Source organism: Dactylosporangium sp. NPDC051541 (assembly GCF_044454505.1).
Lineage (GTDB): Bacteria > Actinomycetota > Actinomycetes > Mycobacteriales > Micromonosporaceae > Dactylosporangium.
Genome location: NZ_JBITDU010000003.1, coordinates 234178 through 259029 on the forward strand (window position 1 = coordinate 234178; position 24852 = coordinate 259029).

Annotated in this window: 24 protein-coding genes and 1 pseudogene; 13 read left to right on the plus strand and 12 right to left on the minus strand. The window is 70.6% G+C overall.

Annotated features, from left to right (window positions below):
• Nucleotides 1–8: 8 nt before the first annotated feature.
• Nucleotides 9–953: a carbohydrate kinase family protein gene (locus ACIA8L_RS15190; protein WP_395904623.1), complete on the plus strand. Its 945-nt coding sequence runs from the start codon at nt 9–11 to the stop codon at nt 951–953.
• On the opposite strand, the gene ACIA8L_RS15195 is transcribed toward ACIA8L_RS15190, so the two are convergent.
• From ACIA8L_RS15195 to ACIA8L_RS15215, 5 genes are all read right to left on the minus strand, one after another.
• Complete coding sequence (locus tag ACIA8L_RS15195; protein WP_395904625.1) at nt 934–1758, minus strand: carbohydrate ABC transporter permease; 825 nt, start codon at nt 1756–1758, stop codon at nt 934–936. The genes ACIA8L_RS15190 and ACIA8L_RS15195 overlap by 20 nt on opposite strands.
• A complete protein-coding gene (locus tag ACIA8L_RS15200; RefSeq protein WP_395904627.1) occupies nt 1758–2696 on the minus strand; it encodes a carbohydrate ABC transporter permease in 939 nt (312 codons plus the stop codon). The genes ACIA8L_RS15195 and ACIA8L_RS15200 overlap by 1 nt, the downstream gene beginning before the upstream one ends.
• Nucleotides 2693–4009 (minus strand): ABC transporter substrate-binding protein, encoded by a 1317-nt coding sequence (locus ACIA8L_RS15205; protein WP_395904629.1) that lies wholly within the window; start codon nt 4007–4009, stop codon nt 2693–2695. Before ACIA8L_RS15205 ends, ACIA8L_RS15200 begins: the two co-directional genes overlap by 4 nt.
• A 134-nt stretch (nt 4010–4143) precedes the next feature.
• Nucleotides 4144–5022: an SIS domain-containing protein gene (locus tag ACIA8L_RS15210; protein ID WP_395904631.1), complete on the minus strand. Its 879-nt coding sequence runs from the start codon at nt 5020–5022 to the stop codon at nt 4144–4146.
• A 542-nt stretch (nt 5023–5564) separates the two neighbouring features.
• Nucleotides 5565–6872 (minus strand): alpha-glucosidase/alpha-galactosidase, encoded by a 1308-nt coding sequence (locus ACIA8L_RS15215; protein WP_395904633.1) that lies wholly within the window; start codon nt 6870–6872, stop codon nt 5565–5567.
• Between the two features lie 211 nt (nt 6873–7083).
• On the opposite strand from ACIA8L_RS15215, the gene ACIA8L_RS15220 reads away from it, so the two are divergent.
• Both ACIA8L_RS15220 and ACIA8L_RS15225 read left to right on the plus strand, forming a co-directional pair.
• Nucleotides 7084–7863: a DeoR/GlpR family DNA-binding transcription regulator gene (locus tag ACIA8L_RS15220; RefSeq protein WP_395904635.1), complete on the plus strand. Its 780-nt coding sequence runs from the start codon at nt 7084–7086 to the stop codon at nt 7861–7863.
• A gap of 217 nt (nt 7864–8080) precedes the next feature.
• Nucleotides 8081–9442 (plus strand): Gfo/Idh/MocA family protein, encoded by a 1362-nt coding sequence (locus tag ACIA8L_RS15225; RefSeq protein WP_395904637.1) that lies wholly within the window; start codon nt 8081–8083, stop codon nt 9440–9442.
• A gap of 431 nt (nt 9443–9873) precedes the next feature.
• Here the strand turns inward: ACIA8L_RS15225 and ACIA8L_RS15230 are convergent, their stop codons facing one another.
• On the minus strand, nt 9874–10917 hold the full coding sequence (locus tag ACIA8L_RS15230; RefSeq protein WP_395904639.1) for an alpha/beta fold hydrolase: 1044 nt from the start codon (nt 10915–10917) through the stop codon (nt 9874–9876).
• Between the two features lie 130 nt (nt 10918–11047).
• Here ACIA8L_RS15230 and ACIA8L_RS15235 point away from each other — a divergent pair, with 130 nt between their 5' ends.
• A complete protein-coding gene (locus ACIA8L_RS15235) occupies nt 11048–11623 on the plus strand; it encodes a TetR/AcrR family transcriptional regulator (protein ID WP_395904641.1) in 576 nt (191 codons plus the stop codon).
• Nucleotides 11624–11766: 143 nt separating this feature from the next.
• Here ACIA8L_RS15235 and ACIA8L_RS15240 read toward each other — a convergent pair whose 3' ends face one another.
• Nucleotides 11767–12564: an MBL fold metallo-hydrolase gene (locus tag ACIA8L_RS15240; RefSeq protein ID WP_395904643.1), complete on the minus strand. Its 798-nt coding sequence runs from the start codon at nt 12562–12564 to the stop codon at nt 11767–11769.
• Nucleotides 12565–12701: 137 nt separating this feature from the next.
• Nucleotides 12702–13085, minus strand: a pseudogene (locus ACIA8L_RS15245) (thioesterase family protein); the annotation flags it as partial.
• Nucleotides 13086–13127: 42 nt separating this feature from the next.
• Between ACIA8L_RS15245 and ACIA8L_RS15250 the strand changes: the two are divergent.
• Nucleotides 13128–13871 carry an SIR2 family NAD-dependent protein deacylase gene (locus tag ACIA8L_RS15250; RefSeq protein ID WP_395904645.1) on the plus strand — a complete coding sequence of 248 codons (744 nt, stop codon included), beginning with the start codon at nt 13128–13130 and terminating at the stop codon, nt 13869–13871.
• Here ACIA8L_RS15250 and ACIA8L_RS15255 read toward each other — a convergent pair.
• The 3 genes from ACIA8L_RS15255 to ACIA8L_RS15265 are packed head-to-tail and all read right to left on the minus strand — an operon-like array spanning nt 13800 to nt 15975.
• A complete protein-coding gene (locus ACIA8L_RS15255; protein WP_395904647.1) occupies nt 13800–15242 on the minus strand; it encodes a PH domain-containing protein in 1443 nt (480 codons plus the stop codon). The two genes, ACIA8L_RS15250 and ACIA8L_RS15255, sit on opposite strands and share 72 nt — an antisense overlap.
• Nucleotides 15239–15742, minus strand: a complete 504-nt coding sequence (locus tag ACIA8L_RS15260; RefSeq protein ID WP_395904649.1) for a PH domain-containing protein — start codon at nt 15740–15742, stop codon at nt 15239–15241. The genes ACIA8L_RS15255 and ACIA8L_RS15260 overlap by 4 nt, the downstream gene beginning before the upstream one ends.
• The gene (locus ACIA8L_RS15265) at nt 15739–15975 is read right to left on the minus strand and encodes a hypothetical protein (protein ID WP_395904651.1); all 237 of its coding nucleotides are present in this window, start codon (nt 15973–15975) and stop codon (nt 15739–15741) included. The genes ACIA8L_RS15260 and ACIA8L_RS15265 overlap by 4 nt, the downstream gene beginning before the upstream one ends.
• Nucleotides 15976–16292: 317 nt before the next feature.
• On the opposite strand from ACIA8L_RS15265, the gene ACIA8L_RS15270 reads away from it, so the two are divergent.
• From ACIA8L_RS15270 to ACIA8L_RS15300, 7 genes are all read left to right on the plus strand, one after another.
• On the plus strand, nt 16293–17375 hold the full coding sequence (locus tag ACIA8L_RS15270; protein ID WP_395904653.1) for an AAA family ATPase: 1083 nt from the start codon (nt 16293–16295) through the stop codon (nt 17373–17375).
• Nucleotides 17376–17431: 56 nt separating this feature from the next.
• The gene (locus tag ACIA8L_RS15275) at nt 17432–18295 is read left to right on the plus strand and encodes a DUF58 domain-containing protein (RefSeq protein WP_395906275.1); all 864 of its coding nucleotides are present in this window, start codon (nt 17432–17434) and stop codon (nt 18293–18295) included.
• Nucleotides 18292–19242, plus strand: a complete 951-nt coding sequence (locus tag ACIA8L_RS15280) for a VWA domain-containing protein (RefSeq protein ID WP_395904655.1) — start codon at nt 18292–18294, stop codon at nt 19240–19242. The genes ACIA8L_RS15275 and ACIA8L_RS15280 overlap by 4 nt, the downstream gene beginning before the upstream one ends.
• A 447-nt stretch (nt 19243–19689) precedes the next feature.
• Nucleotides 19690–20394 carry a 3-oxoacyl-[acyl-carrier-protein] reductase gene (gene fabG, locus ACIA8L_RS15285; RefSeq protein ID WP_395904657.1) on the plus strand — a complete coding sequence of 235 codons (705 nt, stop codon included), beginning with the start codon at nt 19690–19692 and terminating at the stop codon, nt 20392–20394.
• Nucleotides 20395–20425: 31 nt separating this feature from the next.
• Nucleotides 20426–21199 (plus strand): enoyl-ACP reductase FabI, encoded by a 774-nt coding sequence (fabI, locus tag ACIA8L_RS15290; RefSeq protein ID WP_395904659.1) that lies wholly within the window; start codon nt 20426–20428, stop codon nt 21197–21199.
• A gap of 17 nt (nt 21200–21216) precedes the next feature.
• Nucleotides 21217–22212, plus strand: a complete 996-nt coding sequence (locus ACIA8L_RS15295) for a ferrochelatase (RefSeq protein ID WP_395904661.1) — start codon at nt 21217–21219, stop codon at nt 22210–22212.
• A gap of 32 nt (nt 22213–22244) precedes the next feature.
• Nucleotides 22245–23024 (plus strand): HAD-IIA family hydrolase, encoded by a 780-nt coding sequence (locus ACIA8L_RS15300; protein ID WP_395904663.1) that lies wholly within the window; start codon nt 22245–22247, stop codon nt 23022–23024.
• A 48-nt stretch (nt 23025–23072) separates the two neighbouring features.
• Here the strand turns inward: ACIA8L_RS15300 and ACIA8L_RS15305 are convergent, their stop codons facing one another.
• On the minus strand, nt 23073–23876 hold the full coding sequence (locus ACIA8L_RS15305) for a DUF3097 domain-containing protein (RefSeq protein WP_395904664.1): 804 nt from the start codon (nt 23874–23876) through the stop codon (nt 23073–23075).
• A gap of 75 nt (nt 23877–23951) precedes the next feature.
• Between ACIA8L_RS15305 and ACIA8L_RS15310 the strand changes: the two genes are divergently transcribed.
• Nucleotides 23952–24734 carry a hypothetical protein gene (locus ACIA8L_RS15310; RefSeq protein WP_395904666.1) on the plus strand — a complete coding sequence of 261 codons (783 nt, stop codon included), beginning with the start codon at nt 23952–23954 and terminating at the stop codon, nt 24732–24734.
• Nucleotides 24735–24852: the final 118 nt, after the last annotated feature.

The following is a 24852-nucleotide window of genomic DNA, read 5'->3' on the forward strand; positions in this document are numbered from 1 at the left end:
GAGTGGTGATGGAGTCGAAGGTGGCCATGGACGTTCTGGTCGTTGGGGACGCTAATCCGGATCTGGTGCTGCGCGGGGATGTGCGGCCCCGTTTCGGGCAGGAGGAGCAGCTGCTCGACGCGGCCGACCTCGTCCTCGGTGGCTCGGCCGCGATCACGGCCATGGGCTGCGCCCGGCTCGGGCTGCGAACCGGACTCCTGGCCGCCGTCGGCGCAGACGTGTTCGGAGCCTTCACCCGCGAACGGCTGGAGGAGCGTGGCGTGCGGCTGCTTCCCCCCGCCGCCGACGTGGACGCTACGCCGACCGGGCTCAGCGTCATCCTCTCCGCGCCGGGGGACCGCGCGATCCTGACGCTGCCCGGCACGATTCCGGCGCTGCGGCCCGAGGACGTCACCGATGCGCTGATCGCCGGCTCCCGGCACGTGCACGTTTCGTCGCTGTTCCTGCAGCCCGGGTTGCACGCTGGGCTGGCCGGAGTGTTCAAACGGGCGAAGGCGCTCGGTGTCACGACGTCGCTCGACACGAACTGGGACCCGTCCGGGCGCTGGACCGGGCTCGACGAGATCCTCGCCGTGACCGACGTGTTCCTGCCCAACGCCGCGGAGCTGCTCGCGGTCACCGGAGCTGAGACGACGGAGGTGGCGGCGGCTCGGCTGGTGGCGCTGGGGACGACGGTCGTGCTCAAGGACGGAGCGCGCGGTGGGCGGGCCTGGTGGCCGGAGAGCGCCACTGCCACCGCCACCGCCACCGCGCCTGGGCTGGCCGTTGACGTCGTCGACACCACCGGTGCGGGAGACAGTTTCAACGCCGGGTTCCTGGCCGCGCGGCTGGACGGGCGGACCGTCGCCGAGTCCCTCGGCTGGGCCGCGCGGGCGGGCTCGCTGAGCACCCGGGCCGCCGGTGGCACGGCGGCCCAGGCCACGCCGGAGGAGCTCATCCCTTCAGCCCGCTGAGGGTCATCGTCGCTACGAACCGCTTCTGGGCCAGCAGGAACGCCAGGACCAGCGGCATCGTGGCGACCACATTGCCGGCCATCAGCTGGGACCACTCGGTGCGGCGCATGCCCTGGAACGAAGCCAGGCCGACCTGCAGCGTGTACTTGTGGTCGTCGCTGATCGCCACGAGCGGCCACAGCAGATCGTTCCAGCTCGACAGGAGCGTGAACACGGCCAAGGTCGCGAGGGCCGGGCGGGCCAGCGGCAGCACGATGCTCACGAATGTGCGGAACACGCCGCAGCCGTCGATCCGCGCCGCCTCCTCCAGCTCCACCGGCAGCGACAGGAAGAACTGGCGCATGAGGAAGATGCCGAACGCGGACGCCAGCCACGGCACGAACGCCGCGGCCAGGGTGTCGACGATGCCCAGCCGGGCGAACATGAGGTACGTCGGGATCATCAGCAGCTGGATCGGGATCATCACGGTGGCCAGCACCGCGGCGAACGCGAAGCCGCGGCCCGCGAAACGCAGGCGGGCGAAGCCGTAACCGGCCGCCGAGCACAGCACGAGATGCGCGCCGACCGACACCGCCGCGACGACGACGGTGTTGCCCAGCCACAGCAGGATGTGCGATTCCGAGAACAGCTTGCGGTACCCGTCCAGGTGCAGCCCGTCCGGGATGAACCGAGGTGGGAAGCGGTTGAGCTCGGCCTTCGTCATGAACGAGGCGAGCACCATATGCACGAGTGGAAGCACGAAGATGAGCGACACGGGCATCAGCAGGAGGTGCCATGCGCTGAACGGCAGGAATTTGCGGCGCATCAGAACGTCTCCTCGCCGCTGCGGCGGCCCCGCCACAGCACCAGCGCGGTCAGCAGGAGCGTGACGGCGAACAGGATGTATGCGACCGCCGCGCCGTAGCCCAGACGCCGGGTCTGGAAGGCCAGCTCGTACACGTAGTAGACGACGGTCTGCGTGCTGTTCATCGGGCCGCCGCGGGTTGTTGTGTAGATGAGGTCGAACAGCTGCAGCGCGGTGATCGTCTGCCACACCGTGGCGAACAATGTCACCGGGCGAAGCTGCGGCAGGGTCACGCTGCGCAGCACCCGCCACCGTCCGGCCCCGTCCACCGTGGCCGCTTCGATCAGCTCGCGCGGCACGTCCTGCAGCGCGGCCAGGTACACCACCGACGTGAAACCGACCTCGCCCCACAGCGCGACGATGCACACGACGATCAGCGCCTGCCGCGGGCTTTCCAGGAACTGCTGCGGCGGCAGCCCGATCTGGCGCAGTGCCTCGTTCGCGAAGCCGAACTGCGGATTGAACACGTATCCGGCCAGGATGCCCGTCGCCGCCGCCGAGGCCACATAGGGCACGAAAATGCATGTCCGGTAGAACCCGATCAGGCGGATGCGCTGATTGAGGGCAATGGCGAGCAGCAGACCCAGGACGATCGAGCCGGGCACGAACAGTACCGTCAAAACGATTGTGTGCTGTGCGGCGGCAGCCAGGTCCGGGTCCTGTGCGAGGCGTTCATAATTGGCCCAGCCGATGTCCTGTGGCTGCGCGATGCCGTTCCACTTGGTGCGGGAGATGAAGAAGGCCCACACCGCCGGGAACAGCGACAGCCCGACCACGATGATGGTCGCCGGTCCGGCGAACGCCCATCCCGTGAGCGTTCGCCGCACCGATCGTTTGCCGCGCGGTTTGGCGGCGGCCGGCGCCGGGGCGTACTTCGAGGCCGCGAACGTGAGCGTCACCCGATTGCCCCGGCCGATTTCTTGGCCGCCTCGTCCAGCGCCTCCTTCGGTTTCGCCGCGCCCTGCAGCACTTTGGAGATGGCGTCGCCGACATTGCGCGACATCTCCTCATAGCCGGCGACGGTGGGCCGGGCCTGCTTGGCATTCTTGAGGTTGTCGAAGAACTTCTGGCCGCCCGGGTACTCCTTCACGTAGTCCGCGAACTCCGGCGTGCCCTGCTCGGAGGTCCGCAGCGGCAGGTTGCCGACCGCGAGATTCCACTTCGGGTCGATGTCCTTGCTGGTGAGCCACTTGATGAAATCGCGTGAAGCCCCGGCGCGGTTGGCATCGCTGTGGTCGAACAACACCCACAGGTCCGGCCCGGAAACCGTCTGATGGTCGCCGTTGTACCCGGGCAACTCCGTAACACCGTAATCGAGCCCGGCCTCCTTGATTTCCAGCAGGGCCCACGGTCCCGAGAGCATCATGCCGATCCGGCCGTCGTTGAAGAGCTTCGCGTACTGCTCGTCGGTCTGATCGAGGTACATCGACTTGTCGTCGACCGCCATGGCGCGCAATTGTTCCAGCGCGGCCACCCCGGCATCGGAGTTGAACGCCGGCTTGTTGCCGTCGAGGATCTTGCCGCCCCGCTGCCACAGCATCGGCCACAAATGCCACGTCGTGTCCTCGCTGCCGGACACCGAGAACGCGGTTCCGTACAGGTTCTGCGACGGGTTCGTCAGCTTCTTCGCCGCGGCCCGGAAGTCGTCCCACGACCACTGATCGGTCGGGAGGTCGACCTTCGCGTCATTGAAGATTTTCTTGTTGTAGATGAGCGCCAGGTTGTCCACGAGGGCGGGTACGCCGATCACCTTGCCCTCGTACGTCGCCGTTTCCCGGGCCGCGGCCGGAAGCTCGTTCCAGCCGAACGACGGGTCCGCGACGTACTTCGCCAGATTCTGCGTCTTGCCGCTCGTGGCGAGCTCGCCGGCCCAGCTGCCGAACGCATAGGAAATGTCCGGGTAGTTGTCGGCGGTGAATCCGGCCGAGAGTTTGGTGAGCAGATCATCGGTGGTCGCGGCGCCCGACGAGGTCTTGATGGTGACGTTGGGATGCGCCTTCATGTACTCGGCCGCGAGATCCTCGGCGACCTTCTCCTGCTCGGACGGCTGCCCGGTCCACCAGGTGATCGTGACCTTGGCGTTGGCGTCGTATCCCTCGGCGGAGTCCTTGCCGGAGTCCGCTTTCGAGCCGCCGCACGCACCGAGGAGGAGCGCAAACCCGGCGATGCCGGCGACCATCGATGTCCGTCTCGTGACACGGGTAGGGGTCATCAGAGCTGCACCTCTTCACTGGGGGAATGCGAGGAGCTGTCGTTTGGTGTGCGATTGCCGCGGCGCGCCGGGCGGGCGCGCACGAATGAGTGGCCGGATCGGCCGGATGCTGGAGACGGTTGCGCGGCTCGAAATCAGGTGAGCACGACGGAGCGGGTCAGCAGTCGCGGCCGGTCCGGGTCGAGGCCGCGGTGCGCGGCGAGCGCGACGGCGAAGCGTTGCGCCAGGACCAGCTGGGCGAGCGGGTCCCGGTCGTCGCGGTACGGGCGGGCGCCCGCGTCGAGCACCGCCTCGTCGAGGGACTCGGGCACGGCCCCGAACGACCAGACCAGGCTGCGCGGACCGGCCACGGCGACCGGGCCGTGCCGATAGTCCCGGGCCGGGTACGACTCGGACCACGCCTGCGCGGCCTCGCGCACTTTGAGTGCCGCTTCGTGCGCGAGGCCGATCGTCCAGCCGGTGCCGAGGAACACCAGGTGCTCGATTTCGCTCGGATCGGCCGGCAGCGGCGCGGCCAGCGCGGCCTGTCCGTCGGCGATCAGGTGGCCGAGGTCCTCGCCGAACGCGGCGCGGGCCATGGCCAGAACGGTGGTGGGGAACCGGGTCTGCACGACGCTGCGCTCGTCGGCGAAGTCGAGCAGGAGCCGGGCGTCGACCAGGTCGTCGACCGGCTCTCCGGCGACGGCGGTGATGGCCACTTTCTGCGAGCCGGGTCGCACCTGCTGCAACGCTTCGAGCACTTCGGTGGAAGTGCCCGACCGCGTGACCGCGACGACCCGGTCGTAGCGGCGCCGGGGTACGTACTCGGACGCGCACCCGGCGTCGGTCTCGCCGAGCCCGGCCGCCTCGCGCAACTCGGCGATCGCCTGTGCGACGAACCACGAGGTGCCGCAGCCGAGCACGAGCATTCGCTCACCGGGCGCAGCGAGCGCGGCACGAGCCTCATCGGCCCGCCCGAGCCCGGCCCCCCAGACGTCGGGCTGGCTGGAGATTTCGAGCGAAGTGTCGTTCATGCGCGAACGCTATGCGCGTTTGCGTTCGCTCCACAAGGTTTGATGCGCAAGTGAACATTCCGCGTTGCACACTTGCGCGCGATTCGATCACGCCGCCGGGCCCGGGGTTGCGGTGGCCGCCGGGGCTCCCGCCGGCGTCGGCGCTGCCGTCGCCCGGACGCTCGCCGCCCGCACGCTCGCCGCGCACGTTCGCCGGGCGCATGTTCGCCGCCAGCGTGCTTGTCGCGCGCATGTTCGTTGTCCGCGTGCTTGTCGCGCGCATGTTCGTTGTCCGCGTGCTTGTCGCGCGCGTGCTCGTTGTCCGCGTGCTTGTCGCGCGCGTGCTCGTTGTCCGCGTGCTTGTCGCGCGCGTGCTCGTCGCGCGCACGCTTGTCGCGCGCGTGCTCGTTGTCCGCGTGCTTGTCGCGCGCGTGCTCGTCGCGCGCACGCTTGTCGCCCGCGTGCTCGTCGCGCGTATGCTCGTCGCGCGCGTGCTCGTCGCCCGCGGCTGCGCGGTCGCGCTCGCCTACCGCTCCGACGCCACCGCGCGGCCGCAGGCTTACTCAGAGCCGGACAGATGTGCGCAGCGGTTCAGGCAGCAGGTCGCCGTGCGCGGCCGTCAGGTCGTCGCAGAGCGACCAGATCTGGTCCACGGTCAGGGTGGCGGCGGTGTTCGGATCGACCATCGCGGCCTGTCGCACCAGGCGCGGATCACCGGTGAGCGCGGCCTGCACGGTCAGCTCACCCACGCTCACGAAACCCCGGTTCACCGCTGCGCACTGTGGTGGAAGAGCACCGACATGCTGCGGGTGTACTCCCAGTCGGTCGACCAGGCACGGAACCTCGACGCCGAAATTCTCGGGCAGGTTGGTGATCAGATTCCGGTTGGCGACATTGGCGTGGATTTCGCGCAGTGTCCCGGTCTCCATGCTGTGGATGACCTGCGGTGCGTACTCCGTCGCCTCGCGATGCAGATCAAGGGGCTCGCCGGCCAGCACGGACGCGCGGGTGGAGGCGTAGTCGGCGAGGTTCTCCTCGCTGATGCGCACATAGTCACCCACCGGGATGCGCAGACGTTCGATCTCGGCGTCGTGGTGCAGGTACCACGGGACGTACTCCGACGAGTGCTCGCTCGTCTCCGTCGGGAAGTAGCCCAGGCGCCGGTACATGTCCATGCGCACCCGGCGCTGCAGCTCGCTGTCGGCGGCCAGGCGGGCGTCGAGCTTCGGGTACAGGCTCTCGCCGCGGTGCTCCCAGTGCAGGAGCCAGGCCTGGTGATTGACTCCGGCCGCGCGGTAGTCCACTTCCGCCAGTGGCACATCGAGCAGTTCGCACAGGTCGTGCACGGTCCAGAAGACGGAGTGGCACAGACCGGCCACGTTCAGGTCGGGAGCGATCGCGGCCAGGTACGACACGTTCATCGCCATCGGGTTGGTGTAGTTGAGCAGCCAGGCGTCCGGACACAGTTCCTGCATGTCCGCGGCGATACCGGCGAGCACCGGGAACGTCCGCAATGCGCGGAAGATGCCGCCCACACCGACGGTGTCACCGATCGTTTGTCGCAGACCGTAGCGAGCCGGTACCTCAAAGTCGCGAATTGTCGCAGCGTGCATCCCGACCTGAATGGAGTTGATAACGTACGCGGCGCCGGACAAGGCGGCTCGGCGGTCCAGGTTCGTGGTGATCACCGGCTTGGCACCGAGCTGCTCGGCGGTGCGGTGGGCGATCGCCTCGGCCGTCTCCAAGCGCTCAGCATCGATGTCGTGCAGCGCGAGCGTCACCCCGCGCAGCTCGTCGAACGACAGCAGGTCGGCCAGCAGCTCCCGGGTGAACACGACGCTGCCGGCTCCAAGGAACGCGATCACAGTCATGGACGGGATTGTCGAGAAACATGCACACTCGCACAAGGATTCTTGGTCATTCGCACGCAAGTGAACTATCGTGACTGCGCGTTTGATCACCCGACGGCGTCGCGCCGGCGGCGTCGGCCTCAACGAACCCGTCGAAGGTCGGGAACGTGAACCTCGGCCGACGAGCGAGCAGTCGCAAGCCAGCAGCCATCAAGAGACGGACGAGAAACCTATGTCACTGAGTCCGCTGCGCCGGGCCGACCGGATGTCGACGATTCTCGAGCTCGTGGCGCGCAACGGGTCGGTCGACGCGGGTGCGCTCGCCGGGGAGTTCGGCGTCTCGACCGCCACGATCCGGCGGGACCTGCAGGTGCTGGAGGACCAGCGGCTGGTCGCGCGCACACACGGCGGGGCGGTGGCGGTCGATGTCGCCTATGAGCTGCCGGTGCGGTACCGGACCGGGCAGCATCGGGAAGAGAAAGCCGCGGTGGCGAAGCGGACCGCGCAGCTCCTGCCGCACGGGCCGCTCACCCTGGGGCTCAGCGGCGGCACGACCACGCTGCTGCTGTCCCGGCTGCTCGCCGACCGGGTCGACCTGACCGTCGTGACCAACGCGCTGAACATCGGCTCCGAGCTCGTGCTGCGACCGCGGCTGAAGCTCATCATGACCGGCGGGGTGTCGCGGACCCAGTCGTACGAGCTGGTCGGGCCCATCGCGGATCAGGCACTCTCGGGCCTGAACATCGAGATCGCGGTCGTCGGCGTCGACGGGATCAGCGCGCGGGGCGGGCTGACCACGCACGACGAGATCGAGGCGCACACGAATGCGGCGATGATCCGGCGGGCCGACCGCGTCATGGTCGTCGCGGACGGCTCCAAAGTCGGCCGGACCTGCCTCGCCGCGATCGCCCCGATCACCGACGTGGCGACGCTGGTCACCGACGCCACCGCCGACCCGGAGCAGGTCACAGCGATTCGCCGGGCGGGCGTCGAGGTCGTGGTGGCCGAATGAGCACCGCCGGGCGACGTGACATGGCCGTGTTCCGGCCGGCACGGTTGACGCCGCCGCCACCGACAACGACGCCGACGCCGACGCCGACAACGACGCCGACGCCGACGCCGCCGACGACGACGCCACCACCGACAACGACGCCACCACCGACAGCGACGACGCCGACGACAACGACGCCGACGCCGACGCCGACGCGGGTGCGGGCAGAGGTGGCGGCGTGAGCGGGGCGCCGGTGCGGCTGCTCGTCGTCGGGGCGGGGCAGCGCGGGACCTGGTATTCGCGGCTGGCGGTGCGGACGGGGCGGGCCGAGATCGTGGCCGTCGCGGAGGCGGATCCGGCCCGGCGAGCGGCGTTCGCGCGCGAGTTCGGGGTGCCGGCTGAGCGAACGTTCGCCAGCTGGCAGCAGCTGGCCGACCTCCCGGCAGCCGGGCTTGCGAGCCCCGCTGCGACGACCGACCTCGCAGATCTCGCCGCGAAAACGGGAATTGCTGATCCCGCTGCTGTGGCGGGCCCTTCGGCCGGCCGAATCGCGGATGCGGCCATCGTCGCCACGCAGGACGCGATGCACGAGGGGCCGGCCGTGTTGCTGGCCGGGCTGGGGTATCACCTGCTGCTCGAGAAGCCGATGGCGCCGGAAGAGGGGGCGGCCCGGCGGATCGCCGAGGCGGTCACGCGGGCCGGTGTGATCGCGGCGGTTTGTCATGTGCTGCGGTACACGCCGTACACCGCGGTGCTCAAGGAGTTGCTCGATTCTGGGCGGATCGGGCGGCTCGTGAGCATGCAGCATCTCGAACCGGTCGGGTGGTGGCACCAGGCGCACTCATTCGTGCGCGGAAACTGGCGCAATGCGGCGGTTTCGTCGCCGATGCTGCTGTCGAAGGCCTGCCATGACGTCGACTGGTTGCTGTATCTCGCGGGCGAACCCGTCCGGCGGGTGAGCTCGTTCGGCGGGCTCGCGCATTTCCGGGCCGATCAGCGGCCGGAAGGGGCGGCCGACCGCTGCCTGGACTGCGCGATCGAGCACGAATGCCCGTACTCCGCGCTGAAGCTCTATGTTCCGCTCGCACAAGCCCGGGAGCCGCACCCGAATGCCGAACCAGTGCCGTGGCCGCTGTCGGTCGTGTCGGCCGACGGGTCCGAGGAGAGCGTGCGGGAAGCGTTGCGGCACGGGGAGTACGGACGCTGCGTCTATGCCTGTGACAACGACGTCGTCGATCACCAGGTGGTGTCGATGGAGCTGGCCGGCGGCGGGACCGTGTCGCTCACGATGACCGCGTTCACGCCGCTGGAGCACCGCAAGACCCGGCTGTTCGGGACGCACGGGTTCATTGATGGCGACGGGCATTCGCTGCGGGTGGTCGACTTCCGGACCGGTGCGGACGAGACGATCGATGTCGCCGCCGCGCGGGCTGGGGACCACTCCGACGGCGACGCGGGGCTGGTCGCGGCGTTCGTGGACGCGGTGGCCGCGGGCGACGGCTCACTACTGCACTCCGACGTGCACACCAGTCTCGCCGGGCATCGCGTGGTCTGGGCGGCCGAGAAAGCGCGCCTCAGCGGGACCGTCGAGACCCTCTGAGGCGGCGCCGCAAAAGAGAGCCTGCCAGCAAGAACCTGCCGCCGAGAATCTGCCGCCGAGAGCCTGCCGGCAAAAGCCTGCCGGCAAAAGCCTGCCGGCAAAAGCCTGCCGGCAAAAGCCTGCCGGCAAAAGCCTGCCGGCAAAAGCCTGCCGGCAAAAGCCGCCGAGAGCCTGCCGCCAGCAGCCCGCCGGCAAGAGCCGCCAAGAGCCGCCAAGAGCCGCCAAGAGCCCGCCGGCAAGCATCCGGCGGGCTCTAAAACCACAGTAGACGATAAAGTCCACAGTAGACGCGCTGGTCTACAAGGCGCGCGGGCCACAGTGGACGGAATGGTCCACAGTGGGCGGTCGGCTCGCAGACCCCCGATCGCGTTCTAAGAGCCGTTGACCCACCCCGGCCGAGGCTTCGGCGCGGGCATCGAAGTGCGAAACGCTCAGCAGCGGACGGTGCGCAGAGCGTCCAGGAACTGCGCGGGCTGGCTGAAGGCGGCGAAGTGGCTCGCGCCCTCGATCAGGACCAGTTCCTTCTGCGGGGCCTGGACCTCGGCAAAGTACTCCACCGCGGGATCGGTCAAGGTGACCACGTCCCGAGCGCCCTGGAACAGGTAGAACGGAACCTGGAACGAGGTGCCGAGCGCCCGGGCGTCCCACTGCATGAACTGGTCGAACATGGTGTCGCGGGTCTTGTTGAAGCCCTTCAGCCACGCCTGCACGTCGGCCAGGGAGTAGTCGGGCTTGGTGAGCAGGAGCTTGAACAGGCGGGTCAGGGCGGCGTTGCCGGTGGTCGGGTCGGTGCCCATGCTCCACTGCATGCGCACGCCCCACTGCTTGACGTCCCAGGTGCGCGGGTCGGCGTCCAGCTTCTCCAGCGCCGCCACGCCCCGCTTGTTGCCGGCCTCGCGCAGCCGGGCGATGGTGTCGAGGCGGCCCTGACGCTCGTTCTCGACCATGTTCACGTAGAAGTCGGTGCCGACGTACGCGCAGAACAGGTCCGGGCGCTGCCGCACCATCGGCACGCCCACGATGGTGCCCATCGAGCCGGCCATGAGCACGATGCGCTCCTGCCCGAAGTACTCCCGCAGGTGCTCCGCGACCTCGATGCCGTCCCGCACCATCAGGTCGAAGTCCATCTCGTCAGGGTTGAAACCGTTGCGCCGCAGGGTTTTGCCGGCGCCGCGGCGATCCCACTGCACGACGGTGAAGTGCCGCTCCCATTCGCGCAGCACCGGGGTGAAGACCGAGTAGGGGGAGCCGGGGCCGCCGTGCACGACCAGCAGGACCGGGTTGTCGCGGTCCTCGCCGCGGATCTGCAGCCACTGCTCGACCCCGCCGACCTTGAGGTACCGGCTCTCGACGACCCCGCGCGGGGTGTCGATGCGAGCGTCGGCGGCCCGCTGGTGCTTGCGAACCGCGCGGTAGGCGAGCGGTGCGGCGGCGACGACGGCGGCGGAAGCGGCGGTGATGGCAAGAACGGACATTGCAGAACCTCCCCAGGTGATCCTCACCGCGACCCGGGGGCCGTGCGGTGGGGCGTTGCTTCGATGCCATGACTGTACACACGTCTGAGACGTTTGTACAAGACAGAATTTTTAGACGTATGCTTCAGACATGGGTAACCGGGAGAAGCTGCTCGACGGCGCGCTGCAGTGCCTGCTCGAGAAGGGGTACGCGGCCACGACCGCGCGCGACATCGCCAAGGCCGCCGGCGTCAGCCTGGCCGCGATCAACTACCACTTCAGGACCACGGAGGGCCTGCTCAACGAGGCGCTGCAGCGGGCCCTCGAGCAGTGGGGCGACGAGATGGAGCGGGCCCTGTCGGCGGCCGGCGGCGTCGCCGACCCGGCCGAGCGGTTCGAGGCGGTGTGGACGAACGTGATCGCCTCGGTGACCGCCAACCGCCAGCTGTGGACGACGCAGTTCGAGCTGGTCACGCAGCTCGGACGGCGGCCGGAACCGTCGCCGCAGTGGGCGGAGCCGCAGGCGCAGGCCCAGGCCGGGCTGGCCGCACTCTTCCACGGGATCGACGCGGGGCAGGAGCCGGAGCTGGCCCGGGTGATCGGCGGCTTCTACCACGCACTGCTCACGGGCGTCGTGGTCCAAAACCTCACGACGCCGCAGCAGGCGATGAGTGGCCGCGACCTCGCCTTCGCGCTACGGGAGATCCATCAGCGGCTGAGCCCCTGAAATGCCGCGAATACCCCGTCGGGCGAAAAATCCGATATGTCGAGCGAAGCGTGGCGCGGAGCGCCCGACATATCGGCCCCAGGCGCCCGACGCATCGGTCTCAAGCGCCGACACGCATCGGCCCAATGAGACCAGCGACGGGGCTAGGTCAGTGCCTTCAAGTGCAGATATCCCCGTTGTACTGCGTGCACGCTGACATCCTGCGGAAACGGCGACTTGGCGGCGACCCGCTCGGGTAGGGCGCCGTCCGCGTCGCCCTCGCGGATCAGCGCGGCCAGCGCGGCCAGCTGCTCGTGCTGGGCGGCGACGAAGCGGCGGTCGACCACCGCGCCGTGGCCCGGGATCACCTGGGTGCCCGGCGTCAGCAGTGGCAGCAGGGCGGCTACGGTGTCGGGCCAGTCGAGGGGGTACGCGTCGTCGAACTGCGGCGGGCCGCTCTCCTCGATCAGGTCGCCGGTGATGAGGACGTCCGCGTCGGGGATGACGGCCACGAGGTCGCCGATGGAGTGGCCGCGGCCGAAGTGTCGCAGCTGGACCGGCCGGTCGCCGAGGTCGAGGTCGGCCGCGGTGTGCACCAGGTCGGTCGGTGCGGCCGGGGTCGTGCACGCCAGTTCGGTGGCCATTTCCGGGTACTCCACCGTGGCCCGCGCGTGCATGGCCGGCCCGATCAGCCGGGCGGCCTCCTCGTGGGCCCAGACCGGCGCGCCGGCGAAGACCATGTTGCCGAAGCTGTGGTCGAAGTGGTGATGGGTGTTGACGACGATGAGGGGGTGGGCCGTCACTCGCCGTACCGCCGCCAGCAGCTCCTGGGCTTGCACCGCTGTCGACAGCGTGTCGACCACCAGGGCCGTCTCGCCGCCGACGACCAGAGTGGCGTTGACGTCGAGGACCGGGTGACGCAGGACGTGTACCCCCGCCGCGATTTCGTGCAAACGCGTCATCCCCGCTCCGCCCCGCGCGACGAATCAAACGACGGATCGGGCGAAGCAACGGATGACGAACCGGACGGCGAAGCGGGTGGCGCATCAGGCGACGCGGGTGGTGACGAAGCGGGGGGCGCATCGGGCGGGAAGGTGGCGGCCAGGAAGCGGGCGCGGTCGACGATGACGCGCTCGACGAGGCCCTCGGCCACGACCTGGGTGGCGTCGCGGACGACGATCTCGAACGTCAGGCGCCGGCCGTCGGCCTTGGCCAGGCGGGCCTCGGCGGTCACGCGCCCGCCGATCGGGGTGGCGGCGCGGTGCTCGATGTCGGCCCGGGTGCCGACGGTCGTGTAGCCGGGCGGGAGTCTCCGCGCGGTCGCCCCGACGGTCGCGGCCTCGGCCAGGGCCAGGACGCGCGGGGTGGCCAGCACCGGGACGTCGCCCGAGCCCATGGCCTGGGCGGTGTCGGCGTCGGTGACCGTGAGTTCGACGCGGGTGACGGCACCGACCCAGGACGCGGCATCAACCGAGGGCTGCATAACCACAAGCTTATCGACCGGACATTGCCTACCCTGAGCGCCATGTACCAGGCGGCCGAGTGGATCGGGCAAGGGCACGTCGTCGCGCTGACCGGGGCCGGGATCTCCACCGACTCCGGGATCCCGGACTTTCGCGGGCCCAACGGGGTGTGGACGCGCGACCCGGAGGCGATGAAGCTGTCGTCGATCGAGCACTACGTCGGCGACCCGGACGTGCGGCGGCGGGCCTGGCAGGAGCGGCTCACGCACCCGGCCTGGGCCGCGCGGCCGAACGCGGCCCACCGGGCCCTGGCCGACCTGGACCGGGCGGGCGGGCTCGACGCCGTGGTCACGCAGAACATCGACGGGCTGCACCAGCGGGGCGGGCTGGCCGCGGACAAGGTCATCGAGCTGCACGGGACCGTGCACGAGACCGAGTGCCTGCGGTGCGGGGCGCGCGGGCCGATGCCGGAGACCCTCGACCGGGTGCGGGCCGGCGAGGCCGACCCCGCGTGCCTGGGGTGCGGCGGGATGCTCAAGTCGGCGACGATCTCGTTCGGGCAGCGGATGAACATGGCGACGCTGACGGCGGCGGCCGAGGCGGCGATGTACTGCCGCACGTTCATCGCCATCGGCACGTCGCTGACCGTGCACCCGGCCGCGGGGCTGGTCGAGGTGGCCGCGAAACGAGGGGCCAAGATCGTCATCCTGAACGACGCGGAGACGCCCTACGACTCAATCGCCGACGAGGTCATCCGGGAGCTGATCGGGACGGTCCTGCCCAAGCTGACCGCGACCGCCGGCTGAACCCCCGCCGTCCGGCCGAGCGCTGTCAGGCTGGCCGCCGTCGGGGTGGCCGCGGTCGTCGAGAACCAGCCGCCGGGCCGAGTACGCACGCCGGGCCGAATACGCGCGCCGGGCCGCGCGGGAGCGGGTGGCGAGGTCGTCGGCGAGGCGGTAGGCGTCGGCGCAGTCGCGTAGGCGGGCGGTCGCGACCAGGCCGCCCGCCGTGTCGACCGAGACGGTGGCCAGGGACAGCGCGCGCTGCCACGGGCCCTGCGTGACGCGCACGCTCTGCACCCGGGCCAGGGGGACGGCGACCAGTTCGCGGGTCAGGACGCCCTCGCGGACCACCACGAACTCGTCGGTCACCGCGACCCCGATCCGCGACCAGGCGAACGGCGCCAGCCATCGGGCCCGGCGCGGTGGCCCGGCGACGGGCAGGTCGTGGGCGTCGGTGGTGGCGAAGGCGGCCTCATGCAGTACCCCCGAAAGCACTGCAGCGGCGTCGGAGGCCGACGCGACGGGAACCAGTGTCCCGGCGCGCAGTTGCTCTTCGCCGTCACCCCCGTAGCCGGCGACGTCCATCCGGGCCCGGGCCCACCCGGCCGGGCGCCACAGCAGCGGCCACGTGAGCTTGACGCCTTGGATACGTTTCGGGGGTACCGTCTGGCTCCGCTTGTTGAGCAGCCCCTGCCGCACCCGCAGCGCCGCACTGTCGCGGGTGATGCGCAAGCCCCACTCGTCGAGGACGCGGCGGACGGGGACCTGGAAGATGCCGAGGAACGCGGTGATCGTGCTGGCCGCGCCGATCAGGGTCCAGTCGGGGCGGGCGATCGCCGGGCCGACGACGAACACGGCGGCGATCGGCACGGACAGGGCCTGCGGCGTGAGGAGTTGGGCGAGCATCAGGCGGCGGTTGTTCACGGCGAAGAGGGGGCGCTCGGACACGGGCTCGGCCGGGTCGGCCCCGGTGGCCAGGCCCATGAGCGAGGCGCGCAGCTCGGTGGCGCCGGCGACGGTGAGGTAGGCGAGAGGTGCCTCGGTCTTGCCGCCGCCGATGACCTCCAGGCGCAGCTCGGCCAGGCCGAAGACGCGGGCCAGGGCGGGCCGGACGACGTCGATGGCCTGGACGCGTTCGAGGGGGATGCTGCGGACCCGGCGCGACAGCAGGCCCTCGTGGATGCGCAGCTCGCGGCCGGCGACCTCGTAGCCGGTGACGGCCCACAGCACCGCCGAGACGAGGATCGCGCCCAGGAGGATCACCAGCATCGCGATCAGCCAGTGGACCAGGCCGAGGTCGCTCAGGCCGCGCCAGGACACGGCGACGGCGGCCAGGGCGACCAGCTTGGCCCCGCGTACCAGCGGCGTCAGGGGGTGCAGCCGCCGTCGGGTCACAGGCCCTCTTCGCGGATCTCGCCGAGGGCGGCCAGCCGGTCCCGCAGCCGGGTCGCCTCGGCCGCCTCGAGGCCGGGGACGCTGGCGTCGCTGGCGGCGGCCGCGGTGTGCAGGGTGACGGTGGCGAGGCCGGCGGCGCGTTCGAGGGGGCCGGCGGTGACGTCGACGAACTGCATCCGCGCGTAGGGCACGATCGACAGCCGCCGGATCAGCAGGCCGTGGCGGACCAGGAGGTCATCGGCCCGCTCGGCGTAGCCCCAGGCGCGGATGGAGCGGCGCAGGAAGAACGCGCGGACGCCCCCGGCGGCGAGGACGGCGGCCGCGGCCGCGAACATCCAGGCCGACCACAGCACCCCGGCGACGACCCCGGCGGCGGCGAGCAGCAGCACCCAGACGGCGAGTACGGCCAGCCGGACCAGGTAATACCGCGGGGAGATCGGCCGCCACCCGACCGTGTCCGGCCACGGGCGCAGCGGGTCCGGCGCGACCGGTGCGTTCACCCTTCGAGCCTATCCCGATCATCGATGACACTTCGGCCGCCGCCGGCATCGATCGGCGCGGTCTCGCGGAGGAAGCCGCGGGCGCCGAGGAAGTCCGACAGGGACACCCGATGCTCGTCGCAGGCCAGCCAGGTCTTGCGCCGGTCGGGCGTGTGCAGCTTCGGATTGTTCCACAGCAGCCGCCAGCCGGCCTCGGTCCGGCAGCCCTTCGCGGAGCAGATGAGCTCATCCACACCATGAGTGTGAACCACGCGAGGAGGGTGAGCGCCGGGCGGCCACGGGGGAAGCCGCCCGGCGACGGGTGAATCGTACCCACTGCGGTACGGGTGATGTCCAGTCGTCCCGCTCGCCGGGTGACGAATGGCCGTACCATCGATAGCCACATTCCCGATATATCGGACTAAGCGGGCGAAGGGGCAATTCTCAGTAGGCTCCCAGGAGCATCGGATCGTGATTCGTCGCCGCGCCGTGCGACGCTAGGTTGACCGACGCTAGGTTTGTAACCGCGTTAGGTTGACTTGCAAAAGACGAAAACGTGCGTGGAGGACCGGTGACCCAGCCGAGCAACCCTGTCTCGACCCCCGCTCAGGACGCGACCGTGCTCGAACGGGCCCTCTTCGAGGTCAAGCGGGTGATCGTCGGCCAGGACCGCATGATCGAGCGGATGTTCGTGTCCCTGCTCAGCCGCGGCCACGTGCTCCTCGAGGGCGTGCCCGGCGTCGCGAAGACCCTGGCCGTGGAGACCCTGGCCAAAGTCGTCGGCGGGACGTTCTCCCGCATCCAGTTCACCCCCGACCTGGTGCCGGCCGACATCGTCGGCACGCGCATCTACCGGCAGTCCAACGAGCAGTTCGACGTCGAGCTCGGGCCGGTGTTCGTCAACTTCCTGCTCGCCGACGAGATCAACCGGGCGCCCGCCAAGGTGCAGTCGGCGCTGCTGGAGGTCATGGCCGAGCAGCAGGTGTCCGTCGGCGGCCAGACCTACGAGGTGCCCCGGCCGTTCCTGGTCATGGCCACCCAGAACCCGATCGAGCAGGAGGGTGTCTACCCGCTGCCCGAGGCCCAGCGCGACCGGTTCCTGATGAAGATCCAGGTCGGGTACCCCACCGACGCCGAGGAGCGCGAGATCGTCTACCGGGTCAGCGTCAAGACCCCGGAGCCGGTCGCGGTGCTCACCACCGAAGAGCTCATGGCGCTGCAGGACAAGGCCGACGACGTGTTCGTGCACAACGCGCTCGTCGACTACGCGGTGCGGCTGGTGGTCGCGACCCGCAACCCGGCCGAGCACGGGCTGGGGGACATCGCGCATCTCATTCAGTACGGTGCCAGCCCCCGCGCCTCGCTCGGCATCGTGCGGGCCTGCCGCGCGCTCGCCCTGCTGCGCGGCCGCGACTACGCGCTGCCCCAGGACGTGCAGGACATCGCCCCGGACATCCTGCGTCACCGGCTCGTACTGTCCTACGACGCGCTCGCCGACGACATCCCGGCCGACGACGTCGTGCGCCGGGTGCTCGCCGCCGTGCCGCCGCCCACCGTCGCGCCCCGCCAGCAGGCGACCACCGCGCCGGCCGCCGGGGGGACCGCCGGGCAGCCGGGCGCGACGACGACCATCACCACGTGGCCGGGTCGGTGAAGATCGAGAGCGGTGCCGGCCTGGACGACTCCCGCGCGGAGGTCGTCCTCAACCGCATGCAGCTGCTCGTCACCCGCAAGCTCGACGGCCTGCTCCAGGGCGACTACCTGGGCCTGCTGCCGGGGCCGGGCACGGAGGCGGGGGAGTCGAGGGAGTACCGGCCGGGCGACGACGTGCGCCGCATGGACTGGCCGGTCACCGCGCGCACGACGCTGCCACACGTCCGGCAGACCGTCTCCGACCGCGAGCTGGAGACCTGGCTGGCCGTCGACCTGAGCGCCAGCCTCGACTTCGGCACGGCGCTCTACCTGAAACGCGACCTGGCGGTGGCCGCGGCGGCCGCGATCGCGCACCTGACGGTCCGTGGTGGAAACCGCATAGGAGCCGTCGTGGGTACTGCCGACGCGACCAACCGGCTCCCCGCGCGCCCCGGCCGCAAGGACGCACAGGGTCTGCTGCGCACGATCGCGCACACCCGGGGCCGGCCCGGCCGCGCCGACCTCGGCGCGCTCATCGACATGCTCAACCGGCCCCCGCGACGGCGCGGCCTGGCCGTGGTCATCTCGGACTTCATGACCCCGGCGGAGCAGTGGGCCCGCCCGCTGCGCAAGCTCGGGGTCCGCCACGACCTGCTCGCCGTCGAGGTCGTCGACCCGCGTGAGCTGGAGCTGCCCAACGTCGGCGTCATCGCGCTCGTCGACCCCGAGACGGGGCGCATGCACGAGGTCCAGACGGCGGACCCGAAACTGCGGCACCGTTACGCCCACGCGGCCGCCGCCCAGCGGGCCGAGATCGCCGCCGCCCTGCGCGGTGCGAACGCGGCCCACCTGCGGCTGCGCACCGACTCCGACTGGCTCCTGGACATCGTCCGGTTCGTCGCGGCCCAGCGACACGCCCGAACTCGAGGTACGACCCGATGATCCGTCTGCTCTCGCCGTGGTGGCTGCTCGCCCTGATCCCCGTGGCCGCGGTGATCGGCATATACGTGTGGCGGCAGCTGCACCGCCGCGCGTTCGCCGTCCGCTTCACCAACGTGGACCTGCTCAGCAGCCTGGTGCCCAAGGGCATCGGCGTGCGCCGGCACGTCAGCGCGGCCGCGTTCCTGCTCAGCCTGGTGATCCTGGCGTTCGGCCTGACCCGCCCGTCGGTGGACACGAAGGAGCCCCTGGAGCGGGCCACGATCATGCTGGCGATCGACGTCTCGCTGTCGATGCAGGCCACCGACGTGGCCCCGACCCGGATCGAGGCGGCCAAGTCGGCCGCCGAGGACTTCGTGAAGCAGCTCCCGCCGAGCTTCAACGTGGGCCTGGTCTCGTTCGCGAAGACCGCCAGCGTGCTGGTCTCGCCGACGAAGGAGCGCAACGCGGTCATGCAGGCCATCGAGGGCCTGACCCTGCAGGAGTCCACGGCCACCGGTGAGGCGGTCTTCACCAGCCTCGACGCGATCCGCACGGTGCCCGCCGACGGGGCCAACGGACCGCCGCCGGCCCGGATCGTGCTGCTCTCCGACGGCTTCCGCACCGCCGGCCGCTCCCTGGAGGACGCGTCCGCGGCGGCGTCGGCGGCCAACGTGCCGGTGTCGACGATCGCGTTCGGCACCGACGAGGGGGTCGTGCGCATCGGCAACACCCCGCAGCGGGTGCCGGTCGACCGCCCGTCCCTGCAGAAGGTGGCGGAGGTCACGAAGGGGTACTTCTACGAGGCCGCCAGCAAGGACGAGCTGAAGCGGGTCTACTCGGACATGGGCAGCTCGATCGGCTACCGCACGAAGCCGCAGGAGATCACCCAGTGGTATCTCGGGTTCGGGTTCCTGATGGCACTCTGCGCGGGCGCGCTGAGCCTGTTGTGGGGCTCGCGGCTGCCGTAGCGGTTGGCCGGTCTGGTCGGCGTGCTAGTGCGCGCCGACCAGGAAGAACAGGGCGCAGACCCACACGGCGGCCAGGAAAAAGCCCAAAGGCGCGACAAAACGGCTCACGACATGCTCCTACGGGTGTTGTCTCAGGCAGGATTCATCCGCGCGTGGTCAGCGGAGGAAGAGAACAGACACACGGAAGCCGTGGCGGGTGTGGTGCTGGTTACCGGCCACGACTGGAAGGATCGCTACTTCGCACAGCGATCACCTCCGTGGAGCAGCTGCCGTGCCGGACGGTCAGCGAAACGGGCCCAGCCTTCAACGCGGCCGGACGTCGTGGACGCTTTGATGCTACTCCCAGCGACCGATCCCGGCATCATCCGCCCGCCGCGTTGGGTCCTACCATCCGGTAGCGCCTACTCTCCTGCTGACGATTTCTTCTGGATCCTGAAAGGCGGCACCGTGGCGAGGACCGTGCTGGTCACCGGCGGCAACCGGGGTATCGGACTGGCGATCGCACAGGCGTTCGCGAAGCAGGGGGACCGCGTCGCCGTCACGCACCGCGGTTCCGGCGCTCCGGAGGGTCTTTTCGGCGTGCAGTGTGACATCACCGACAGTGCCGCCGTCGACGCCGCCTTCACCGAGGTCGAGAACGCGCTCGGCCCGGTCGAGGTGCTCGTCGCCAACGCCGGCGTCACCCAGGACACGCTGCTGCTGCGGATGAGCGAGGAGCAGTTCACCGGCGTCATCGACACCAACCTGACCGGCTCGTTCCGCTGCGCCAAGCGGGCCGCGTCGAAGATGCTGCGGGCCCGCTGGGGCCGGATCATCTTCATCTCGTCGGTCGTCGGCCTCTACGGCAGCCCCGGCCAGGTCAACTACGCCGCCAGCAAGGCCGGCCTGGTCGGCATGGCCCGCTCGATCACCCGGGAGCTCGGCAGCCGCAACATCACCGCCAACGTGGTCGCGCCGGGCTTCATCGAGACCGACATGACCGCCGTGCTGCCGGAGGCGACGCAGGCGGAGTACAAGAAGAACATCCCGCTGGGCCGCATGGCCAAGCCCGAGGAGGTCGCCGACGTCGTGACCTTCCTCGCGAGCGACGCCGCCGCCTACATCACCGGGGCCGTCATCCCGGTCGACGGCGGCATGGGCATGGGTCACTGAAACTGCTTCTCACTAGGAGACTTTGTTAGCCATGGGTGGACTTCTCGAAGGCAAGCGGGTGCTGATCACCGGGATCATCACCGACCAGTCGATCGCCTTCTCCGCCGCGAAACTCGCCCAGGAGCAGGGAGCCAAGGTCGTGCTCACCGGCTTCGGCCGGCTGTCGCTGGTGGAGCGGATCGCCAAGCGGCTGCCGGAGCCGGCGCCGGTGATCGAGCTCGACGCGACCAACCCGGAGCACCTCGAAGGGCTGGCCGACAAGGTGCGCGAGCACGTCGACGGCCTCGACGGGGTCCTGCACTCCATCGCGTTCGCCCCGGCCAGTTGCCTGGGCGGCGACTTCCTGGCCGCGCCGTGGGAGGACGTCGCCACCGCGATCCACGTGTCGACGTTCTCGTTCAAGTCGCTCGCCGTCGCCTGCCTGCCGCTGATGGGCCAGGGCGGCTCGATCGTGGGCCTCGACTTCGACGCGACCCGGGCCTACCCGGTCTACGACTGGATGGGCGTGGCCAAGGCCGGCCTCGAGTCCACGTCCCGTTACCTGGCCCGCGAGCTCGGCCCGCGCGGCATCCGGGTGAATCTCGTCGCCGCCGGCCCGCTGCGCACGATGGCGGCCAAGTCGATCCCGGGCTTCGCCGTGTTCGAGGACACCTGGTCGAAGGCGGCCCCGCTCGGCTGGGACCTCTACGACCAGGCCGCCGCGGGCAAGGCCTGCTGCGCGCTGATGTCGGACTGGTTCCCGGCCACCACGGGCGAGATCGTCCACGTCGACGGCGGGTACCACGCGATCGGTGGCACCGCCTGACGTTGCATGATTGACGCGTGGTTTACGACGCGTTCCTCTTGCTTTCGTTCGGCGGCCCGGAAGGGCAGGACGACGTCCTGCCCTTCCTGGAGAACGTCACGCGCGGCCGCGGCATCCCGCGCGAGCGCCTGGAGGCCGTCGCCGGGCACTACCGGCACTTCGGCGGCGTCTCGCCGATCAACGCGCAGTGCCGCGAGCTGATCGAGGCGCTGCGCCCCGGGGTCGACCTGCCGATCTACTGGGGCAACCGCAACTGGCACCCCATGCTCGCCGACACCGTGCGCCAGATGCGCGACGACGGCCGGGAGCGCGTGATCGCCTTTGTGACAAGCCCGTTCGGCTCGTACTCGTCCTGCCGGCAGTACCTCGACGACATCGACCGGGCCCGGGCCGAGGTGCCGGGCGCGCCGGTCATCGACAAGATTCGGCATTACCACGACCACCCCGGGTATATCGAGCCCCATGCCGACGCCGTCCGAGCGGCCGTCTCCGGGCTCTCCGCGCCCCGCCTGGTCTTCACCGCGCACTCCATTCCGACGTCCATGAACGCCGCCAGCGGGCCCGGGGGAGCCGGCCGCTACCAGGCCCAGCTGCTGGAGACGGCCGCGCTGGTCGCCGCGCGGGCCGCGCCCGGGCTGTCCTGGGACCTGGTCTGGCAGAGCCGCTCCGGCCCGCCGCAGGTGCCGTGGCTGGAGCCGGACATCAACGACCACCTCGAGCAGCTCGCCAAGGACGGCGTGCGCGAGGTCGTGGTGAGCCCGATCGGGTTCATCTCCGACCACCTCGAGGTGCTCTGGGACCTCGACGAGGAGGCCCGGGCCACCGCCGACCGGCTCGGCCTGGCCTACGTCCGGGCCGCCACCCCGGGCGCCGACCCGCGCTTCGTGGACCTGATCCGGCAGCTGGTCGACGAACGAGTGCTTGCTCACGGTAATGTGCGTCACGCCCTCGGAACCGTCCCGACCTGGGATTTCTGTCCGGCCGACTGCTGCCTGTCACCAAAACGGCCATAGGCTCGAAACGTTGCTGAGGGAGTATTCGTCGCGTGAGAGAACGCAAGCCCATCGAGTCCTGGCTCACCGACATGGACGGGGTCCTCGTGCACGAGGGCGAGCCCGTGCCGGGCGCACCGGAGTTCGTCAACCGGCTGCGGTCGTCCGGCAAGCCGTTCCTGATCCTGACCAACAACTCGATCTACACCGCCCGTGACCTCCAGGCCCGGCTGCGCCGCATCGGCTTCGACGTGCCGGAGTCCGCGATCTGGACCTCGGCCCTGGCCACCGCCCAGTTCCTCGACACGCAGCGCCCCGGCGGCACCGCCTACGTCATCGGCGAGGCGGGCCTGACGACGGCCATGCACGAGGTCGGCTACATCCTCACCGACACCGAGCCCGACTACGTCGTGCTGGGCGAGACGAGGACCTACTCGTTCGAGGCCATCACCCAGGCGATCCGTCTCATCAACAACGGCGCCCGCTTCATCTGCACCAACCCCGACGCCACGGGCCCGTCCAACGAGGGCGCCCTGCCCGCCTGCGGCGCCGTCGCGGCGCTGATCTCGAAGGCGACGGGCATCGAGCCATACTTCATCGGCAAGCCCAACCCGATGATGATGCGCTCCGCCCTCAACTCCATCGACGCCCACAGCGAGACGACGGCGATGATAGGGGACCGCATGGACACCGACGTCCTGTGCGGCCTGGAGGCGGGCCTGGAGACGATCCTGGTCCTGAGCGGCATCTCGACCGCGGCGGACGTGGAGCGCTACCCCTACCGCCCGTCCCGCATCATCCCGTCGGTCGCCCACCTGATCGACGAGGTCTGAATGGAGTCTCCCGCCCCGCCGCACCTCGGTCGGCGGGGCGGCGGGCCCTCAGACGTCCTCGTCCGGCTCCGTGACGAAGTCGATCAGGCGCTCCATCGAGTTGATCAGCGGGGTTTCGACGTCCCGGAAGCTCGACACCGAGGCCAGGATCCGCCGCCACAGCTCGGCCGGCTCCGCGACCCCGAGGGCCGCGCACACGCCCTCCTTCCAGTTCTGCCCCGGCGGCACGACCGGCCAGGCCCGGATGCCGACCGCCTCGGGCCTCACGGCCTGCCACACGTCGACGTACGGGTGGCCCGTGACCAGCACGTACGGCGACTGCACGGCGGCCACGATGCGGCTCTCCTTGGAACCCGGCACCAGGTGGTCGACCAGCACCCCGAGCCGCGCCACGGGACCGGGACCGAAGTCCCGGATGGCCCCCGCGAGCTCGTCGATGCCGTCCAGGGGCTCGACCACCACGCCCTCGACGCGCAGGTCGTCGCCCCAGATGCGCTCGACCAGGGCGGCGTCGTGGATGCCCTCGACCCAGATCCGGCTGCGGCGGGCGACGCGGGCCGACTGCCCGGCGACCGCGATCGAGCCTGACGCTGTCACTTTTCGTTGCTGTACCCGCTGCGGAGCCGGCCGCACCAGGGTCACCGTGCGCCCCTCGAGCAGGAAAGCGGCCGGTTCCAGGGGGAAGTTGCGCCGGGTGCCGTGGCGGTCCTCGAGGACCACGGCGCCGTACTCGAACCCGACGACGGCCCCGCAGAAGCCCGAGTCCGCGTCCTCCACGACCAGGTCGAGTTCGGCGTCGACCACGGGAACGGCGCGCCGGCGCCGCCAGTCGTTGTTCGCCAGGACGTCCATGGCCGGGAAGCGTATCGGCTGACGGCCTGTTCGCCTGCGAGACATACCGGCACGTCAGCACGTACCCTTGCTCCCATGTCCCCCGCAGCCCGCGCGGCGACCCTCCAGGCGCGCCGCTCGGCGCGTTTCGTGGCATGGGTCCGGGCGTGGCGCGCCGGCCTGGTGCCGTGCGACGACGCCGCCGCCGAGATCTCCGGCGACGAGGAGCACATGGTCTCCGACGTCCCCGGCACCTGGACCGACGTGTCGCTTCCCGACGCCCTCGCGCCGCTGTCGAAGCTGCACCCCGACGAAGTGCGCCTGGTGCTGCCGGTCCCCGGCGACCCCCGCGGCCTGCCCGGCCCCGGCCCGTTCACCAGCGCCGCCCTCCTGGCCGGCGAGGGCGTCATCGCGGGCGAGCTGGGCTTCGTGCCGGAAGTGCGGCTGCACACCTCGGGCTCGGGCGACGAGTTCGAGACGGTCCGCTGGCAGGTGTTCGCCCTGCCGCAGGAGCGCCCCCGCACCTACGAGCCGAGCACCGCCGAGGCGGAGGCGGAACTGTCGGCGGAGCTGGTCACGGCGACCCGCACCCTCGCGAAGCTCGACATCGCCCAGTGGCGCCCCGAGCTGGCGGGCGCGATCGAGGCCATCCGCAAACCCGACGGCGCGACCGACCTGCCGCCCGGCTACGACCCGCGCGCCCGCCGCCTCTACGCCCGGGCCAGCGTCCTGGACCGCGTCCTGGCCCTGGCCGAGCACGCCGCCCCGGGCGGCGCCGTCAACGGCTACGAGGTCCAGCAGCGCGACGCCGCCCTGCGCCCGCTCACCACCGCCTGCCGCCGCGCCCTGGTGGCCGCCTGCAACGCCCCGATGCTCTGACGCCTCACTCGTCGGCGGTGCTGGCAGAGGACAGGATCACGATTTCGGTGGGCTTGACGGAGCAGACCGGACGGTGCTCATCGTCGGCGCGGCGCGACCGTTCCACGCGCCGTCGGTG